Source organism: Enterococcus sp. DIV0174 (genome assembly GCF_050529065.1).
Lineage (GTDB): Bacteria > Bacillota > Bacilli > Lactobacillales > Enterococcaceae > Enterococcus_B > Enterococcus_B thailandicus.
In genome coordinates this window covers 1,292,510-1,311,332 of record NZ_CP172881.1, presented here as the reverse complement: position 1 = coordinate 1,311,332, position 18,823 = coordinate 1,292,510, and the positions used below count along the sequence as shown (strand labels likewise).

At 34.9% G+C, this 18,823-nt stretch carries 18 protein-coding genes, 1 CRISPR repeat array and 1 riboswitch (1 of these 20 only partly in view); of the genes, 4 read left to right on the top strand and 14 right to left on the bottom strand.

From position 1 onward, the window contains the following. Nucleotide 1 precedes the first annotated feature (1 nt). The 9 genes from IGJ93_RS06310 to IGJ93_RS06270 form a co-directional block, all read right to left on the bottom strand. On the bottom strand, nt 2-961 hold the full coding sequence (locus tag IGJ93_RS06310; protein WP_067481953.1) for a ring-cleaving dioxygenase: 960 nt from the start codon (nt 959-961) through the stop codon (nt 2-4). 36 nt (nt 962-997) lie between these two features. Beyond that, nucleotides 998-1,420, bottom strand: coding sequence for a MarR family winged helix-turn-helix transcriptional regulator (locus IGJ93_RS06305; RefSeq protein ID WP_067481951.1), 423 nt, complete (start codon nt 1,418-1,420; stop codon nt 998-1,000). A gap of 161 nt (nt 1,421-1,581) precedes the next feature. Next, nucleotides 1,582-2,154, bottom strand: coding sequence for an accessory gene regulator B family protein (locus IGJ93_RS06300; RefSeq protein ID WP_067481949.1), 573 nt, complete (start codon nt 2,152-2,154; stop codon nt 1,582-1,584). Nucleotides 2,155-2,247: 93 nt separating this feature from the next. Then, entirely contained in the window at nt 2,248-2,985 is a 738-nt protein-coding gene (locus IGJ93_RS06295) for a LytR/AlgR family response regulator transcription factor (RefSeq protein ID WP_067481947.1), read from the bottom strand. Nucleotides 2,986-3,298: 313 nt separating this feature from the next. Further along, nucleotides 3,299-3,454 (bottom strand): AgrD family cyclic lactone autoinducer peptide, encoded by a 156-nt coding sequence (locus tag IGJ93_RS06290; RefSeq protein ID WP_082294043.1) that lies wholly within the window; start codon nt 3,452-3,454, stop codon nt 3,299-3,301. Between the two features lie 142 nt (nt 3,455-3,596). Beyond that, a complete protein-coding gene (locus tag IGJ93_RS06285) occupies nt 3,597-4,892 on the bottom strand; it encodes a sensor histidine kinase (protein WP_140444158.1) in 1,296 nt (431 codons plus the stop codon). A 273-nt stretch (nt 4,893-5,165) separates the two neighbouring features. Beyond that, complete coding sequence (locus IGJ93_RS06280; RefSeq protein ID WP_067481945.1) at nt 5,166-5,366, bottom strand: cold-shock protein; 201 nt, start codon at nt 5,364-5,366, stop codon at nt 5,166-5,168. A gap of 187 nt (nt 5,367-5,553) precedes the next feature. Continuing rightward, a complete protein-coding gene (locus IGJ93_RS06275; RefSeq protein WP_071868344.1) occupies nt 5,554-7,197 on the bottom strand; it encodes a hypothetical protein in 1,644 nt (547 codons plus the stop codon). Between the two features lie 3 nt (nt 7,198-7,200). Further along, a complete protein-coding gene (locus IGJ93_RS06270) occupies nt 7,201-7,935 on the bottom strand; it encodes an ATP-binding cassette domain-containing protein (protein ID WP_067481941.1) in 735 nt (244 codons plus the stop codon). Between the two features lie 170 nt (nt 7,936-8,105). On the opposite strand from IGJ93_RS06270, the gene IGJ93_RS06265 reads away from it, so the two are divergent. Both IGJ93_RS06265 and IGJ93_RS06260 read left to right on the top strand, forming a co-directional pair. Continuing rightward, nucleotides 8,106-8,408 carry a DUF2316 family protein gene (locus IGJ93_RS06265; protein ID WP_071868343.1) on the top strand — a complete coding sequence of 101 codons (303 nt, stop codon included), beginning with the start codon at nt 8,106-8,108 and terminating at the stop codon, nt 8,406-8,408. A 114-nt stretch (nt 8,409-8,522) separates the two neighbouring features. Beyond that, nucleotides 8,523-8,672, top strand: a complete 150-nt coding sequence (locus tag IGJ93_RS06260) for a hypothetical protein (protein ID WP_169819312.1) — start codon at nt 8,523-8,525, stop codon at nt 8,670-8,672. A 437-nt stretch (nt 8,673-9,109) separates the two neighbouring features. Here the strand turns inward: IGJ93_RS06260 and IGJ93_RS06255 are convergent, their stop codons facing one another. Together IGJ93_RS06255 and IGJ93_RS06250 are read right to left on the bottom strand one after the other, a co-directional pair. Beyond that, the gene (locus tag IGJ93_RS06255; RefSeq protein ID WP_284590488.1) at nt 9,110-10,891 is read right to left on the bottom strand and encodes an ABC transporter ATP-binding protein; all 1,782 of its coding nucleotides are present in this window, start codon (nt 10,889-10,891) and stop codon (nt 9,110-9,112) included. After that, a complete protein-coding gene (locus IGJ93_RS06250; RefSeq protein WP_430597041.1) occupies nt 10,891-12,633 on the bottom strand; it encodes an ABC transporter ATP-binding protein in 1,743 nt (580 codons plus the stop codon). Before IGJ93_RS06250 ends, IGJ93_RS06255 begins: the two co-directional genes overlap by 1 nt. Before the next feature lie 135 nt (nt 12,634-12,768). Here IGJ93_RS06250 and IGJ93_RS06245 point away from each other — a divergent pair, with 135 nt between their 5' ends. After that, complete coding sequence (locus IGJ93_RS06245) at nt 12,769-13,605, top strand: AraC family transcriptional regulator (RefSeq protein ID WP_095803624.1); 837 nt, start codon at nt 12,769-12,771, stop codon at nt 13,603-13,605. A gap of 66 nt (nt 13,606-13,671) precedes the next feature. Here the strand turns inward: IGJ93_RS06245 and thiT are convergent, their stop codons facing one another. The 3 genes from thiT to IGJ93_RS06230 all read right to left on the bottom strand — a co-directional run bounded on the left by thiT (nt 13,672) and on the right by IGJ93_RS06230 (nt 16,725). Further along, the gene (thiT, locus tag IGJ93_RS06240; protein ID WP_067481930.1) at nt 13,672-14,232 is read right to left on the bottom strand and encodes an energy-coupled thiamine transporter ThiT; all 561 of its coding nucleotides are present in this window, start codon (nt 14,230-14,232) and stop codon (nt 13,672-13,674) included. Between the two features lie 55 nt (nt 14,233-14,287). Then, a riboswitch (TPP riboswitch) is annotated at nt 14,288-14,389 on the bottom strand. Between the two features lie 132 nt (nt 14,390-14,521). Beyond that, a complete protein-coding gene (locus tag IGJ93_RS06235; protein ID WP_071868338.1) occupies nt 14,522-15,841 on the bottom strand; it encodes a PTS sugar transporter subunit IIC in 1,320 nt (439 codons plus the stop codon). Between the two features lie 170 nt (nt 15,842-16,011). Then, nucleotides 16,012-16,725, bottom strand: a complete 714-nt coding sequence (locus tag IGJ93_RS06230) for a GntR family transcriptional regulator (protein WP_430597040.1) — start codon at nt 16,723-16,725, stop codon at nt 16,012-16,014. Between the two features lie 174 nt (nt 16,726-16,899). On the opposite strand from IGJ93_RS06230, the gene IGJ93_RS06225 reads away from it, so the two are divergent. Then, nucleotides 16,900-18,324 carry a glycoside hydrolase family 1 protein gene (locus IGJ93_RS06225; RefSeq protein WP_086270946.1) on the top strand — a complete coding sequence of 475 codons (1,425 nt, stop codon included), beginning with the start codon at nt 16,900-16,902 and terminating at the stop codon, nt 18,322-18,324. A gap of 203 nt (nt 18,325-18,527) precedes the next feature. Beyond that, nucleotides 18,528-18,823: a CRISPR direct-repeat array (repeat unit 36 nt; unit sequence GTTTTAGAGCTATGCTGTTTTGAATGCTTCCAAAAC) (it continues 203 nt past the right edge of the window).

Genomic DNA, 18,823 nt, shown 5'->3' with positions numbered 1-18,823 from the left:
GTTAACGTTTTGTATCAAAAGGTTTAATCGCGCTTTCGATTGATGCACGTTGATTTTCTAAAAATGGTGGTAATGATAAGATTTCGCCTAACGTTTCGTAAGGTTCGTCCTCCATAAATCCTGGTTCGTCCGTTGCAAATTCAACTAAAATATGTCCCAATCGAACATAAAGTGATTCAAAATAGTAGCGGTTGACATAACCTGAATTTGGTAATCCAAGATCGTCAAAAATCTTTTGCCAAACTTCTAAAGAACTACGATCAGCTAAACGGAATGCAACATGATGAACTTCACCAAAGCCTTGTTGCCCCTGAGGACTAGTTGTATCTTCTACTAAAATAACTTGTGCCCCATTTCCACCTTCACCGATTTCCAACAAATGACGGTTACCGTCAACAGCGATTTCTTTAAAGGTTAAAACATTTTCGAAAAGTGCACGAAAATCATCAAAGTAAGAAATTGTGATTTCCACAGGACCTAAACCGTAAATAGCAAACTCAGTTGGAACTGGTCCATTTTTCCAAGGTGTACCTGGACGAACACCTACGTTCGTTTCATCGGAAATCAATTGGTAAGCTTGCTCATCTTCATCCCAAAAACGTAAAATCTTCTTACCGAAAAGTTCAGAAATTTCTTCATGTTTCACAGCAAATTCATCAAAACGGCGCAGATAATATTCTAGTGCTGCATCAGTGGGAACACGAAAACCAATTCTTGAAATTGAATTGGTGCCCTTTTCACCTTTTGGATTATTAGGGAAGTCGAAAAATGTCATGGTTGTTCCGGGTGTACCATAATCATCAGCATAATACGTGTGGTATGTTTGGATATCATCTTGGTTTACTGTTTTTTTCACCAGACGCATACCCAAAATATCTGTAAAGAACTGATAATTTTTCTTAATGTCACTTGTCATGGCAGTTACGTGGTGAATTCCTAAGGGTTTATCTTGTATATTCATTTCAATTTCCTCGTTTCTTCATAGTTATATTTATTGTCAGTTATCTTTTACTTTTTTTAATAGTTTTTCTAGTTGCAATAGTTCATCTAATTCAAAATCAGCGAAACATCGACCAATTGTTGCTGCGTGTTGCGGAAAAATTTCAGCCATTAGTTGACAACCCGGATCGGTAATCGCAACATACGTTTCACGACGATCTGCCTGATTCGTTTTGCGCTCGGCTAAACCTTTTGCTACCAGCTTATCAATCACGTAGGTGGTACTGCTACTAGCAATCAAAATTCTCTCTTGGATGGTTTGAGGTGTTTGCTTGCCTTTATGGTAAAGAAACTCAAGTACAGAAAATTCGGTGATATTCAAACCATAATTTTTAACGTCTTTTTTCACCACAGCTTCCAGTTTTCCACTTACGCGCAATAAACCAATGAACGCATTTAAAGCCTGAGTTGTTTGTTCCATTTTTCCACCTCCATCTACTTAAAAATAAATATCTCTAATTCGAGATAATAATAGCGGGAATGAATTTAAATTGCAATTTATTTGTCTTAAAGTTAAACACAACTAGAATTTTAGAAAAGAAAAAAGCTACCTCCCATTGTGAAAGGTAACTTTTTAACTTACTACTCTTTAACTTTGATGAATAAAAGAATTGTTGCACTTGTCATTCCTAACAGGATGCACATTCGATAAAAATCACTAGGAATCGCTACGCCAATGAATAAAATTACTATACTGACAACGATTGCTTTCATTCGTGTTTTCTCAACTCCTGCTTTTAAACGCTTAGGATCGATTGCTGGTCCTTTGAATCCGATAATCACTGTCAAAAGTGCTGCAGCGCCTAAAAAAGCAAGTCTACCAATGGTAATATCAAAAAAGATGGCACCAAATGGCACAATCACTAATAAAAAAATACTTTGGATTGTACATAACCAACTCTTGCTAGCGTGATAGCCATAAGAATTTCGGCGAATGACGAAAAACGTCACGTGGGTAACAATCACAGCTGAAACAATTTGCAAGAATGCTGCAACAGCATAAATAAAGACAAGTTTAATTAATTCAACAAGTAATGTCGAAAGACCATACTCGATTTTTGCAGTTTCAAGTTCAGAAAGGTTTAAATTTGAGCCAAGCTTTTGACTTAAGTTCTTTGCTATTTTCTCCTCTAGTGAAACATATTCATTTGTCATATTTTCATCTCCCCTAAACTTGATTATATAAGGAGTTGAAAGTGAGAGAAAGCAAACTCATAAGTGTTAGTTATTTCAGCAAAAGTGTTAAGTTTATTTTTGATTAAAACGATCAACTAGTTTTTTCAAGTGACGAGTAGACACTAGGCACTCCTCGTCATTGACCATTGTGATTACGCGTTCCTTTTTGTCAATCCGACTGATATTGTTGACATTCACTACATAAGATTGGTGACAGCGATAAAACGATTGACTGAATTTCTCCACATCTTTGATTTTTCCAGTATATTCGACCATCCTGTTATCCAAATGAATAATCAGCTTATGCGGTGTTTGGCTCGATTCGAAAAATAAAATCTCGTCTACGAATAATTTAATGTCCAGCACACCACTTTTGATTCGAATCTGTTCACGACTAGGAAGCTCTGTGTTCATATAACGTTGCATCGCAGTGTCAATGCAGCTAATCACTTTTTTCTGTAATTCTTCAAAGTCGTCTTTTACTAAGTAATCCATAGCTTCTACTTTATAAACAAAAGTTAAATAAGCCATATCACTATAAGAAGTTATAAAGACAATTTTAGCAGTCGGATCATACTCGCGGATTTTTGCACCTAACATGATTCCATTCATTTCGGCATTGAGGTCAATGTCTAAAAAATAGAGTCCTTCTGTTCGTTCCTTACGAATAAAGTTCAAAACATCATTAGGATCAGGAGTCTCCATGGCAAATTCTATATCATAATCCATCATCATTAGATAGTTTTTTACAATTTTGGTAATTCGATTTCTATGAACTGTTTCATCATCACAAACAAAGATTTTCAACACAGCTATCGCCCCACTTCATCTCTCATTTTTACCGCTTTATTATTAAGCGAAACGCCCAAACTTTTAGCGCTTGGGTAAATTATTGTATCATAGTTTTGTTTTATTTTGTGAAATACTTCTCAAGTAATTCAATAGGTCTATCTTCATAGTAAACGCTATTCTGAAAAAGGCAACCCATCACAAAAAAAGGCTTACCGAATACCAATCAAAAGCTCATAAAAAAAGACATAACACTGTCGGCTGACAATGCTATGTCGATAAAACAACTACGATTAAAAGCATTCACCTTATTGGCAAAAGCTCTTAAAGGTAATTATTTTTCCATTTCATTTTTTAACGCTTCTGGCATTTTTGGTTCGTAAGTAGCTAATAAACAAATACTAGTTGTAGAAACTAGTTCATAGGCAACCAACGCAACAGCTGATACCATGCTTAACATTTGAATCTTAACATTTGAAAATTTTTTCATGTCTTCTCCACCCCTAATTCAATAGTAAAATAATAGCGTGTTTTGCTACTACTCTATAAAAATTATAATAAGAAAAGTGATATAGACCTTAAACAATCAAAAGTGCGCCTTTTTTAAGAAAAAGTGCGCACTTTTGATTCGCTTAATTCAATTTGTCAAAAATCGTAATGATTTGAATAAATTGATTGTTGTCAATTTTTGTTTCTAAATACACATTTGGTTGGGCTTGGACCAATTCGTCTAAGTTTGTTAAACCAATTCCACGATTCTGAGATTTAGTTGAAAAATTCGCTTGTTTTAAAACATGTAGTTTAGGAATTTTCTCCCGACAGCGATTACTAATGATAAACAAACACGCCTGATTATGAATGGTTACGGTTAATTCGATTTCGGGATTGTCAACATTTTGTGATTCTTCAATCGCATTATCTAAAATAATCCCCAGCATCCGAACTAGAATCAGCGATGGAACTGAAATTTTGTCAATTGTTTTTGGCACATGGATATTAACGCGAATTCCTTGTTCATATGCACTATACAGTTTACTGATGATAATACTTTTGATTTCTCTAATTTCTAAATGACTAACGGATGCCATTTTTAAGATTTCTTGATCAAAGATTGTCCCAGTTCCTTTGATACTGGAGTAAAAATAGTTTTTCAGACCAGTTACATCATCATTTTCGATGTAATCTTCTAAAGAAATCAGAATGTTTTTATAATCATGTTTAAATTTTCTGAGTTCTGAATAGTTTTTCTCGATTTGTTCACTGTAATCAATCAAATAATTCATTCGGTTTCTTTGCTCTTTTGCTTCGTATTCCGCCTGTTTGACGAAGATGATTGAAAAACAAATCAAGGCAGATAACATTCCGTATAGAACAATAAAAAATGCATTTGCGTGTCCAAAATATTCATTTAGTGAGGGATAGCGATCAATTACGATTAGAGCAAAGTACATCATAAATGTCAATGTGACGATGGTTGTACTAACTTTCAAGATTAAGTCATTACCGAAATATTTTTTGATAATAATTTTTTTGAATATCCAAGCGAACAAAAAGTAGATAAGTGTGTTAATTGCTAAACGAAGAACTTGATTTACTTGATTATCATAATCAAGTCCCGCCATGTACAAACCAGTAGCGAATAAATTATCAGCAAAGATATACAATAAAATCGACAAGGATGACGAAAAGAAAGACCAGTAATAACCACGTCGAAAGTACAATAGAATACCACACATGTAGAGCCATAACATTCCGGTTGAAACCACATCTAATTTCATATACGTTAGCACATAGACTATCATGATTCCAACACAAAACAATAGATATTTTTTATTTGTTAATTCATCGTTGAAATAGCCTAGGACAAATAACATACTTGCTAACTGTCCAACGATCATAGCCAAAATGATGAAACTAGGTATTCCCAAAATATTCTCCCCCTATTTCCCTAACTACAACCGTTTTGTTTACATTTCTTTTGATTATAGCTAACTATTTTGAGCCATATCTATTATATCAAAAAAACGCAAGTTATTATAAAAAAAGCACAATTAATTATGGATCGTTCAGAAATGTAAATATTACATAAATAATACACTGTAATGTCTTGCTTTTTTTAGTAGATATAGAAAAATATTCGACCCAAATAAAGACACAAAAAAACCGCCTCAGACGAGACGGTTAACAGTCAATGTAATAATTTAAGCTTTTACAATGTTAGTTGCTTGAGGTCCACGTTGACCTTCTTCGATATCAAAAGTCACAGATTGACCTTCTTCTAAAGTCTTGAAACCTTCACCTTGGATAGCTGAGAAATGTGCAAATAAGTCATTTCCATCTTCACCAGTGATAAATCCAAAACCTTTGTCTGCGTTAAACCATTTTACTGTACCGTTATTCATATTATAGTTCCTCCTAATTACGTATCAAGTACGCTTTTTGTTGCAATTAATTGTTGATAAGCAAAAGGAGTTTTGTATAATGTGCCATACAGCTCAAATTACGTTTCAAAATAAATTACTTGTTTACTATACCATGGGCACTGGCTGAAAGCAACCTTTTTGCTAATAAGTTTATTTTTCTTTGGAATTAATCTTTGATTCTAAATGTTTTAGGTGCTTTTTTATAAATAATCACGAAACCAATCCCGACATAGAGTAAGCAAGCCACCGACACGATGATTGCATAAAAGAATCCTGATACTTTTAATTGTAGATTCCCATACGCTATCCAATAAAAAAGTATGGCAATGATTTTATACAGCGGACTGACCACTTCCATCTCACTAGTGAATGGTTGAATCAAGTAATAGATAAATAATTCATGAAATGAAAATAAGGCAGATAATGCCAGTAATAATAAGGCTAAAACACCAAAAAATGTCCAAGATAAAAAGAACCCATTAAGCACCGATAAAAGAAGATAGACACTAAAAATTCCGATTGATAATAAACCATTGTAGAAAAAAGTCTGCTTGAAACGGTAATTGAATCCATGAATGATTGTTCCTGCTTCACGATAAAATGGATAATAGAGCATCGCTACATCACAGTTAACAAAGACCATTTGAACGACTTTCTTTCCAAAACTCATGACATACATGATAAAAAATAGCAGACTTAAGGTTCTTGTCATCTCTTTTTCAGTCAAAGCTTCTCTAACATCAAAGAAACTAAGAATAACAACAACAATTAATGCAGCAACTATCGTATACACACGTAATCGAAAAGCACGGTTCAGTATTTTACGATACCGACTAAATAATAAAGCATTCAGATATTGGTTACCATCTAAATGAGCGAATCGTTCCTCCTGGTTCATCACTAATTTTTTCTGCATGGCTAATCCATCACTAAGATAACTTTTACCAGAAGCAAGTTCTTGACTGGCAACATTCGACAAAGTAGTCATCTCACTCCAATAAAAGACATAGTCCAGTTCCCTTTTAAAGTGGAGTAAAGCATACCAACTGAAGATGAGAAAAACGATGGATAGCGTGATTCCAACCCAAGAAAGGAAAAATGTTAACACAGCTACTGCTAATTTTACCCAGACAAGAATCACCGTGCTACTAATAACAACAATAGTCACTACACTACCAAAAATCACCCGTTGGCGCTTTGATAAGTGCCAAGTGAAAATAATTCTACCTAAATAAAGATAAAAACAGCGAGAACCAACATACGTTAAAAAAATAAAACAAGTTACTTTAATCGGTTCACCGATAGCAAAACCATAAATGATGGCAGCAGGAAGATATCTTAGGCCATGTATAAAGCTGTCAGTTAGTTTATATCCACGGATGATCCTCTGCTTAGGACGTTGGAAATGTTCAATAAAGTCAACAATTCTCTTCTCTCCTGAGATAACGAACCCATCATAAAAATTAAACAAAACAACCACTACCATGAACCACAAAAATAAACCAAGATTGCCAGTGTGGTGAGTAAATGCTTTACCGGAAAATAAATCTGCTCCGCTCAATAGTATCGCGAGTCCATAGTAAAGAGCCAACCATAAACCTTTGGCGAGAATACTGCGGATATTTTCAATTATCAAACCAATGACGGTTAAAATTTGTTTCAATTCATAACTTTGATAGAAACGAGTAGGTATGAATTTTCCAATAACAGGTATTTTTCGTGAATAAAAAACAAGTCCATTGACCTTTTTAGTGACTGAAACTTGTTCTAATTGCCAATAGTCGCGCAAATAATCAAACATCCGATTCATAGACTACGCCTCTTCCTTTGTAAAAGTAGGCCGTTCTTCTCTATCAGACAACAGATCAATGATTTCCTCTTCGAAATCTTGGTCATGAATCTTATCTGATGCAATACCAATCAATTTTTTGTGGTGTAGTAACACGATTTCGTCACAAAGATCTTGTGCTAATTGTAAAATATGAGTCGAAAAAATAATAACCGAGTTCGTTTTCATCTTTAAAATCAACTCTTTCATCTCGTGGGCGGCAACAACATCAAAAGACGTTAATGGTTCATCTAATAATAAAACAGGTGGTTGGACCATAAGTGAAACCAAAAGCTGTACTTTGTTTTGCATTCCGTGAGAAAAATCTTTTAGCAAACGGTGTTGGTCTTGACGTTCGATCCCTACTGAATCTAGATAATTTTCTGGTCGTTTGATTTCTTCAATCCGATCTTGATTGATATCAATAAAAAACTTCACAAACTCATATGCTGTCATAAATGCTGGTAAATGTGGCATCGTATAAACAAAACCGATTTCAGTATTGTCATAGTCTGTGTTGAGAATGCCATTTTTTTCAAGGCCAATCGTTCCATTATCAAGTAATAGATTTTTTGAAATACAATTGAACAAGGTTGTTTTCCCAGAACCATTTCGTCCAAGCAAACCGTAGATTTTTCCCTTTTCAAAGGTAAAGCTAGCATCATCAAAAATCACTTTTTCATCAAAATTTTTCGTTATGTTTTCCAATACTAATTTCATTGTTCACCTCTTAATTTTTTTGTTCTTGTCTTCCTCGTTTCCTTGCTAATTTTACTTTACTGCATATTGTTAAGCTTTCCAATAGTGAATCACGTTTAATCACAGGTTTTACTTGTATTTTTCATTTATTAGGACTATTATTTCTACTATTAAATCAAGGAGATGGTCTGATGTCTTTAACAAAACAGCAACAAATAAATACACTAAATGAATTTCAAGAAAACTTTGCTTTACTAGGTTCATCGACTCAAGAAATTGCTGATGAATTAAGAATTTCTCCGGAGAAAATAGAAGCCATTTTGCTACTACAACCAGCTACAATCGAAGAACCTTGGATTCTAAAAAATTATTTAATCGAAAAATTAATTGAGCAAGGAAAAACACCTATTCCTTTCTCTGCTTTAATTGGCGATTATCATGATTATTGGTTCCTTGACACAAGAAAGATTGAAAAAAGAATACTCACGGATTAATCTTAAGAAACTCTTTACTAGCTGTTTTTTCTCTTTTATGTTATATTAATTGTGGAATTTCGTTATCAACGTAGTAGTTGCCTTTCGTTAAGATTTAAGAAAGGAGAATGAATTATGACATTCTATAACAAAAACTTACAATATCGTGTTACTTTAAATACTGATTTGAATCTATTTATCGTTTTTGATAAAGACAATGCAAACCACGTAGCTACAGGTGTCACGATTGAACAAGCTGTACAAGAATTGAAAAAATCCCTATAGGAGAGATATCTCATATGAATGATTGCAGTTCTAGTCATTAAAAGCACCTACTGGATGAATACAGTAGGTGCTTTTTTGGTTCTGCTATTTCTTCAGTTTTCTTTAATTTGTAATTAGATTTCTTGCTATTAAGGATATTCCCTGCTATTATTGTTCTTAACACGAAAAATATTTTTATCGCGAATTGTTAATTTGTTTGATGAAATTTAATCAACACTGGCGTAACCTTGGAGTTACAAGGATGTATTAGAGGTTAGGGAATACATCGTTTAAATGAGAAAAATTAATTGTTAGTAATAGTCACCACCAACTTTAGAATAATAAATATTGATTAGTTAGATAGCCTTCTCTTAACAGAGAGGGCTATCGTTCATTTTACAAGAAAAACAGCAAGAAGATACGAACTGCCTCGTATGCTCCTTGCTGTTTTTTCGTTATCAATTTGCTTGAAGTAAATCATATTGTGATTGATACAAATGATGATAAAGACCTTGTTTCTCCATCAATTCTTCGTGTGTCCCTGCTTCTGCAATTTTCCCACCTGCGACATAAAAAATTTGAGAACTATTTTTAATTGTCGATAATCGGTGAGCAATAATAAAGGAAGTGCGTCCTTTCAATAACTGCTGCAAACCTTCTTGTAGTAATTCTTCTGTTTTAGTATCAATACTTGAAGTGGCTTCGTCCAAAATCAAAATTTTTGGATCTGCCAATAGCGCTCTGGCAAAAGAAATTAGTTGGCGTTGTCCCGCAGAAAGTGTGCTACCTCTTTCTTCGACAACGGTATCGTAGCCATCTTTTAGCTCTTTGATAAAATCATGAGCTCGAACGATTTTAGCAGCTGCAATTATCTCTTCTTTTGTTGCATCTAACTTTCCGTAACGAATATTATCAATAATTGTCCCAGAAAAAACAAACGTATCTTGTAGCATGACGCCCATTTGTGTTCGTAATGAAGCGAGTGTGACTGACCGAACATCATGACCATCCACTTGGACACTTCCCTCATTAACGTCATAAAAGCGACTCAAAAGATTAATAATAGTTGTTTTCCCCGCGCCTGTCGGGCCAACTAACGCAATACTCTCACCTGCGTTAATATGGAAGTTAACATCATTTAAGATATTCTTGCCTTCTTCATAACGGAATGTGACGTGATCGAATGTAACATTTCCTTTAATCGGTGGTAAAATCTGTGCATTTGGTTCATCTTGGATATCAGGTACTTCATCCATTGTCTCAAAAATCCGTTCCAAGTAAGCTGTTGCAGTAATCAGTGAGTTATAAAAATTTCCAATATTGATTACCGGATTCCAAAAATTGTTGATATAACCGATAAACGCAATCAATGTCCCTGTTGTAACATTAACCCCGATTTGACGAATACCTACAAAATAAATCAAGCAAGTTGTCATTACTGCAATATTTTGAACTCCCGGCCACAGCATGAACTGAACCTTGACAGCTTTCATCCAGGAGGAACGATACTCATCACTGACTTCATTGAAAATCTCGTAGTTTTCCTGTTCACGAGCAAAAGATTGTGTGATTTTTATACCGGATATACTTTCATGAATATACGCATTTAAATTTGATTGCTTATTACTCAACACTTGATATGCTTTACGTTGTTTCGTTTTGATGACCATAACAATCACAAATAACACTGGCAGTAAAATTAAACTATACAAGGTTAATTTGACATCAATAAAAAGCATAAATATTAGAGTAATTAGCACATTGAAAATGTCTGAAATCAAGTTAATCAGACCATTACTTAGCAGGTCGCTTAACGTATTGATATAGTTAACGACCCGAATCAAAATTTTCCCATGAGGTCGATTGTCAAAATAGGAAAATGGTAAATGTTGTAGATGTTCAAAGATTGCATAACGCATATCTTTTAAAATATCTTGACCAATCTCGGTAATTGCATAAATTCGATAACGCATGCACCAGCCAATGACCACTAGCGAAATGAAAAAGATCACACTTATTTGGACCAATAATGTGGTATTTCCTTTTGGAATCACATCATCAATGGCAATTTTGGTAAAGTAAGGTCCCAACATCCCGGCAGTATTGGCAAGAATGATGACGAACAAAGCCTTGAAAATCGCTTTTTTATAGGGTTTAACATAAATGGCTAAGCGACGGTAATGTGACCAATTGAATTCTTGCTCCAGTGTTTCATCCACATCAAATTTATTACGTGCCATTAGTTCCCCTCCTTCTCTTGGATACCTAATTGTTTTTGGTAAACTTCATAGTATCGCCCTCTTTGTTCCAGTAATTCTTTGTGTGTTCCTTGCTCAATTACTTGTCCTTTTTCCATCATTAGAATCAAGTCAGCTTCACGAACAGAAGAAATACGATGAGCGATAATGAATGTTGTTTTTTCAGTTGTTAGTTGCGTTAACTCACGTTGGATCTTGAATTCTGTTTCCATATCCACAGCTGAAGTCGTATCGTCCAAAATAAGAATTGATGGGTCTTTCGTTAAAGCTCTTGCTAAAGAAATGCGTTGTTTTTGTCCGCCAGAAAGTCCTACACCACGCTCACCTACAATTGTTTCGTATCCTTCGGGCATCCGTGAAATAAATTCATGTGCATCAGCAATCTGTGCCATTTGTTGGACGTACGTTTCATTTGCTAAAGGATTACCAAAAGCAATATTATCTTCAATCGTGTTAGAAAATAAAAAGACATCTTGCATAACCATCGAGATGTTTTCACGTAATTGACGAACAGGGTACTCTTTTGCATTCTTTCCATCAATCAAGACTTCACCTGAAGTTGGATCATAAAAACGACCAACTAGGTTAACTAACGTTGTTTTCCCAGAACCTGTTTCCCCTAAAATACCAATCGTTTGCCCTGGACTAATCTTAAATGAGATGTGTTTCAAAACTAATGTATTTGGGTCATCAGAAAAATGGAATGAAACATCTCTAAATTCAACATGCCCTTTGATTTTTTTTGCTTCATCATGAGTCAATACAGGAATTTGTGGTTTGGTTCCTAACATTTGACGAATTTTGATACAAGCTGCCGAAAAACGTTGAACATCGTTAATCAACCAGCCGCTCATTCTCATCGGCTGATTCAGCATCCATAAAAAGCCATTGAATGCGATCAAATCACCCAAGGTCATCTTTCCTTGAATAACAAATAACCCGCCTAAAATCAACGTAATCACGTTCAAGCTTCCAGCTAGTCCATCTAACCAAGGTAAGTATTTCATAGACACCTCGGCTGATTTTATGTTTTGTACTTTGTAATCTTCGTTGTGCTCAACGAATTTTTGAATTTCAAAGTCTTCTCTAGCAAAAGCTTTGACGACTCGATTTCCCCCGATGTTCTCCTCAACCATCGAATTCAAACGGGAAAAACTTTCACGAATCTCAAAAAAGATTGGTCGTGCTTGCTTTGACATCTTCTGGGTAAGCAAGAAAATGATTGGTGTGATTGCAACCAACGCCAACATCAATTGCCAATTAATTGTTGCCATTACGATGACAGCAATACTGAACCATAAAATACATTCAATGATGTTATAAACGACCCACGAAACAAAATGACGAATAGCGTCTGTATCCCCAGTCATTCTAGCCATAATGTCCCCAACTCGAGTGTGATTAAAGAAATCAAAATCAAGTTCTTGTAACTTTTGATACATTTCTTGTCGTAATTCAAACAAACTGTTCTGACCAATACGTTCAAATAGAATCTGATAAGTATATCGAATGATCGTTCGAAAAATCGTGATACCAATCATTAATGCTAATAAAGGAATCAATAAATTGGCTTCACCTTTTTCAATTACTTTGTCGACAATCTCACCAGCCACTAATGGGTTGACTACAATTAAAAGCGCATTGATTATTAAAAAAATAATTGCCAGAAATCCTTTATTTGCATACTTCTTTACATATTGCCAAATCCATTGATAATTGCTCATTTTATTTCCCCTCCTATACGAAAGCCTTTTCTCAATCAAGTACTAGCTTATCTTTAATAAATTTGAAAGAAAATGGTTATTCTTACTTGTTTTGATGTACAATATTATCAAATCCACAAGAAAGGGTTTTCATTTATGAGTTATGCAAATGCCCAAATATTTAACCCAGAAATTATTTACGCTTTTGATCCTTGGAATGAGCAAGGAAACAAAAGTGACATCCATACCCATGATTTTCTAGAAATCAGTATTGTTTTAGAAGGTCAAGCGAACTACACCATCGAGGAACAAAAATTTCAATTAAATGCTGGTCAAATTATGCTTTTTAACCCTGGCACCCATCACGGTGAAGAACAAAGAACAGGAACTTATTCACATCAACTTCATATTGGTTTAACGAATATTTCATTAGACGGACTAAAGAGAAATCACTTACCAACTAAAAAAGCAATTCTTAATCTTGGGGAATACCAATGGGAATTTCTCGACAAAGCGTGGCGTCTAGTTAAAGAATATAGTGAAGAGCAACCTGAGTTTCAATTGATGGTCAAAGCGTTAATTATCGAAATGTTAGTACTTATTTTAAGAAGCCTAGAAAAAGTGCAAGATAATACAGTCACTCTAGCCCTTTCAAAAAATGCCAAACGAAAACAGTATTTAGTCAATCATGCCATTTACTATTTAGAAAACCATCACACGCAAGAAATTACTTTAGAGCAATTAGCTGATACGTTGTATGTTAGTCCTACGTATTTATCAAAAGTTTTTAAAGAGTCTACAGGTATGAGCCCCATCAATTATCTTATCCAAGTTCGGCTAAAACATGCCAAGGAACTACTAGCAAACGAGCAACTAACTATCCGAGAAATTTCTCAAGCTGTTGGTTATCAAGATGCGTATCATTTTAGTAAGCTCTTCAAAAAATATTACGGCGTCTCTCCTTCACAACTAGCAAAGAAATCACTGGCATAACAAAAAACTCTTAAAAGACTTATTCATTCTGAGTCTTTTAAGAGTTTTTTTATTTTCAATTCCTTTTTACTTCAAAGGATCAAATAATTTTGGTGAAACTCGATAACATATAACGACAACGATTGCTACAGCGATTGCAGTAGCAAGGCCACTTGCGCCATTCATGACAAATGAAAAAAGCCAAGGGTTCATACCTTCTGGTGCGTAATCTCCCCAAAAAATACCGCCAGCCACAAAATGCCAGAAAAAGCGAGTAAAGGTTCCAACCACCGATGAGACAATTAGGATTCCATAAATTTTGGTTGTCTCTCCATTCACCATTGCGCGATGCAAAGATAAAGTAAACAATCCAGCGAATCCAGCAAAGGTAAATGCAATTGGGTATTCAATTAAAACTTGTGGGATACTTAAAAATTGAACTTTCCCCATTAAAAAGTGTAATAGACCCCAAATCAAGCCAGCACCTAACCCCGCCTTGAGACCTCTACGTAAAGCATAAATAGTTATTGGAATTTGCCCGATCGACAAAGTAAAACTGCTTCCAATGTCTAGTGGAATCAATGAAAGCACCATAGCTAATGCTGCGATAATTGTCCCCTCAATCCAAACTTTTGTTTCTGAATGCATAAAAAAACTCCTCCTTTAGAATCACCACAATTCACAAAGGAGAAGTGTTAGCTACACTTCCACTCGTCACAATTCCTACGTTCGTATGACCGAAACAGGTACGGAGGGTTTAGAGTAAACTCATTCTCAGCCTCGAAAGGCTCCCCTTTGTGAGTAGATTCTATTATTTTTTACTTACCCGACTAGCATAACATATTTTTTCTTTCGTCAGAAGTGAAAAGAATTTTTTTGTTTAAGCAAATCAAAAAGCGAACCATTGAACTGTTCGCTTTTTTAAGATTTCTGAACTTTATTTTGTCATATCAGACGTAACTTTTTCATCAATACGTAAAAATGGTAAATAGATGAACACGCTAGCTGCAATAATTATCACTTGAAGAACTGCAGCACGCCAGTCCCCTCCAGTCGCTAAGAAACCAGAAATGATTGGTGGTGTCGTCCAAGGAATTTGGACAACGACGTGATTGATCAATCCAACTGCAGTCGCAAAATAGGCGACGGTTAACGAAAAAATTGGTGCTAAAACAAATGGAATAATCAAACTAATGTTAAAGACGATTGGTAACCCAAAAATAATCGGCTCGCTAATATTGAAGATAGCTGGTGTAACAGATAACTTAGCAAAATCTTTGTAGTCCTTACGACGACTAAAAATAAAAATCGCAATAAGTAAAGCAATTGTATTACCAGAGCCGCCCATTACAGCAAAAGTATCTTTGAATGCCATATTGATGATATGAGGAATCTCTTCTTTATTTGCATACGCAGCCATGTTTTCTTGCATATTTTGAATCAAGAATGGATCTAATAATGAACCTGAAATGACAGCTTGATGAATTCCGAAACCAAAAAATAGATTTGCAATAGATGTTAACAATAAGAATCCTGGTAGTCCAGTAGTGATTTTACTTAAAGGCTTTGTAATGATCGTAGTAATCAATGTGTTGGCATCCATATGGAACAACTGATTGATAGCAAATGAACCAATCGCAAATACTGTGATCGTCAACATAATCGGAATCAAGACATTAAATGATTTCAAAACAGCTGGTGGAATATTTCCAGATAAATTGATCTGAAGTTTTTCATTTTTAGATAACTTAATAAACAATTCTGTTGCTGCGAGACCAACAAAAATACCGACAAACATGCCTGAAGCTCCAGTGTAAGCAATCGGAATCACTCCACTCACTTCAATTGCTTTTTGACTGTTCTCTGGAGTGAACATCGTAACCATTGGTGTAAGGACAATAAAAGTAGAAATAGCAACCAACACTGCAGCGATTGAATTTTGATAATTGCGGCTAACGCACATATGATAAGAAACTGCTGCTACGACTAACAATGTAGTAATGCTAAGTGTACCATTGCTAATTGAAATTCCGATTTCTTGAATTGTAGATAAAGTAGCCGGTCGAATAAAGTGACCTAGAAAACCGGTCGGCTCCAATATGACATAGTTAATCAAAGTGACAAATCCTGCCAGCATCATAAAAGGCATGAATGTTGCAAATGCATCTCGCAACGTTCGTAAGTGAATCTGGTTTCCTAACTTTGTTGCGACCATCCCAAACTTTTCAAGAATGATCTCTTTTTTATTTTTACCCATAAAACTCTCCCCCTTCATTTGTAAGCGATTGCTTTCACCTAGATAATAACTCGTCTTTTTAATAAAGTAAATATCTTTTTTTAAAAATATATACTTTTGTCGAAAAATAAAAAATAAACAGCAAGAAGTTAAGCTTAACTTGCTGTTTATTTTGATTGTATATCCGATTTTTATTTTTCAACAAAGATTGCCTCAAAAATGAAGTCCTTATAAATATGTCTGGATAACGAATACTCAAACGGCGTTCCTGAGGACAAAGAAACGACTTTATCTACTTCAATCATAAATTCACCGGGCTCGATATTTAAAATTTTTGCATCAAACTCATTGGCGATATCTCCCTTAAACCATAAATGAGAGGATTTTATTTCCAAATTTAATTCGTCTGTGATATAAGCATAAACTGATTTTTTCAAATGCTTAGGTTCCAATCCAGGTATAACAGCCAATGGCATAAATGTTTGTTCAATCGAATAAGGTTGATGGTCTATAAATCGACTTCGAATAATATTGTAAATATAATCTTTTTCGCTGATTTCCAACATCTCCGCCACTTCTTTTGAAGGAAGTTCAATCGAAAAAGTATGGATTTCAGAGTCAACATGTTCTTCTCCCATCGCGCTCAATAAACCTTCGTTTGGACCGAAAACTTTTGAATTATCAATTGGTTTACGTAAGACTTCTGTCCCAAATCCGCTACGTGTTCGCAACACGCCCTCGGATACTAATAAATCAATTCCTTTTTTTACAGTTAATTTACTTGTTCCGTATTCTTCCGCCAATTGGTCACCAGTCGGCAATTTTGTTCCAACCTGATATTTATCATCCATGATTTTTCGCTTAACATCTAAATAAATCTCCATATATTTGGGAATCTGTTTCATACTTATCCTCCTTTCACTTAAAACAATAGCTTCTCATATACTTTACCATACTTTCAGCTGTTTTTAACTAAAAAAAATAAGCTCCTGTCGTAAAAGTATATATTTTTATAAAAAGATGTTTATTTTATTTGAAAGCGGTGTTATGATTGGTATGAATTTAAAGGAGGTCTATCAATGAGTACAATCAAAAAATTATCCTTTCCAGAAAATTTTTGGTGGGGATCTGCGTGGTCTGCTGAACAAGCTGAAGGTCGTGGCGAAACAGGAAAAGCTGAAACGGTGTGGGAACGTTGGTATAAAGAACAACCTAATCGCTTCTATCAAAGAATCAGCTCAGAAATCACAACCGATCACATTCATCGTTATAAAGAAGATATTCAATTGATGAAACAAACCGGACATAATTCTTTTCGAGTATCTATTTCTTGGGCAAGAATGTTTCCGCAAGATGGTGTAGGAGAAGTGAATCCACAAGCGATTACTTTCTATCGTGATTTATTTACTGAAATGAATAAAAACGGAATAAAAGTTTTTGCTAATCTTTATCATTTTGATATGCCTGCTAAGTTACAGGATCAAGGTGGTTGGGAGTCACGGGATGTTGTTGAGGCTTATGTCCATTTTGCAAAAACGTGTTTTGAAGAATTTGGCGATTTAGTCTTTCACTGGTTTACGTTTAACGAACCACTTGGCCCAATCTTAGGCTCTTATTTAGAAGACTTCCACTATCCCAATTTGGTTGACTTTAAACGCGGAAGCCAAGCCGCATTTTTTACGATCTTAGCTCATGCGAAAGCAATCGAAGTCTTTAAAACATATAATTTATCAAGCAAGATTGGTGTCATTTTAAATCTTAGCCCAACTTTTCCAAGAAGTAATAATTCCGCTGACGTCAAAGCCGCGGAGATTGCAGATTTATTTTATACACGAAGCTTTTTAGATCCAATGGTGAAAGGAAACTTCCCGCCCAAACTGGTTGAACTTTTAACCGAATATGATCAGTTACCACTCGACTTTACTCAGGAGGATTTAGCAACGATTCAAGCGAATACCGCCCAAATTTTAGGATTGAACTATTATGAACCTCGCAGAGTAAAAGCTCGTCTAACAGCAATCAATCCCGAAAGCCCCTTCCTACCTGAATGGTTCTTTGAAAATCATGTAATGCCCGGACGTCGTATGAACGAATATCGTGGTTGGGAAATTTATGAAAAAGGAATCTATGATTTATGTATGGATATCAAGAATAACTATGGAAATATTGAAGCATTTATCTCTGAAAATGGCATGGGTGTTGCAAACGAAGAACGATTTATGGATGAAGATGGACAAGTAATTGATGAGTATCGGATTGAATTTATTCGAGACCACTTAGCTTATCTTTGGAAAGCAATTGATGACGGCTGTAACATCAAAGGATATCATTTATGGACATTTATTGATTGTTGGTCATGGATCAATTCGTACAAAAATCGTTACGGACTAGTTTCCTTAGATCTACCTACTCAAAAAAGAACAATCAAAAAAAGTGGCGAATTTTATAAAAAACTAAGTGACGAAAATGGATTTAATTACGATATTGATTTGTTAGTTCTTTAAACAATTATATCCCTGTAGCTCAGACTCATTCAGCAACCAAAAACTGGTTATGACAGAAAGTCAGTTTATGCTATACTAAAGAAAACTGTTCGTTGACATTCAAATAGCCAACATATTACCAAATAAATAGAAAGAAGCATTCAAACTGAAGCCTTGCTATGGGCGAATAGTGCGATTACGGAGCCTCAAAAAATTTATCCGAGGTTTTAGAGCTATGCTGTTTTGAATGCTTCCAAAACTATATGATGTAAGTCCATGTTTACGGTGTCGTTTTAGAGCTATGCTGTTTTGAATGCTTCCAAAACAACCTAAGAAAGCTTAAAAATAGTAATTTAGTTTTAGAGCTATGCTGTTTTGAATGCTTCCAAAACGACTTGCACCCCACATGACAACACTAATTTGTTTTAGAGCTATGCTGTTTTGAATGCTTCCAAAACTAAGAGATGTTACAATATCAGACACTTATCAGTTTTAGAGCTATGCTGTTTTGAATGCTTCC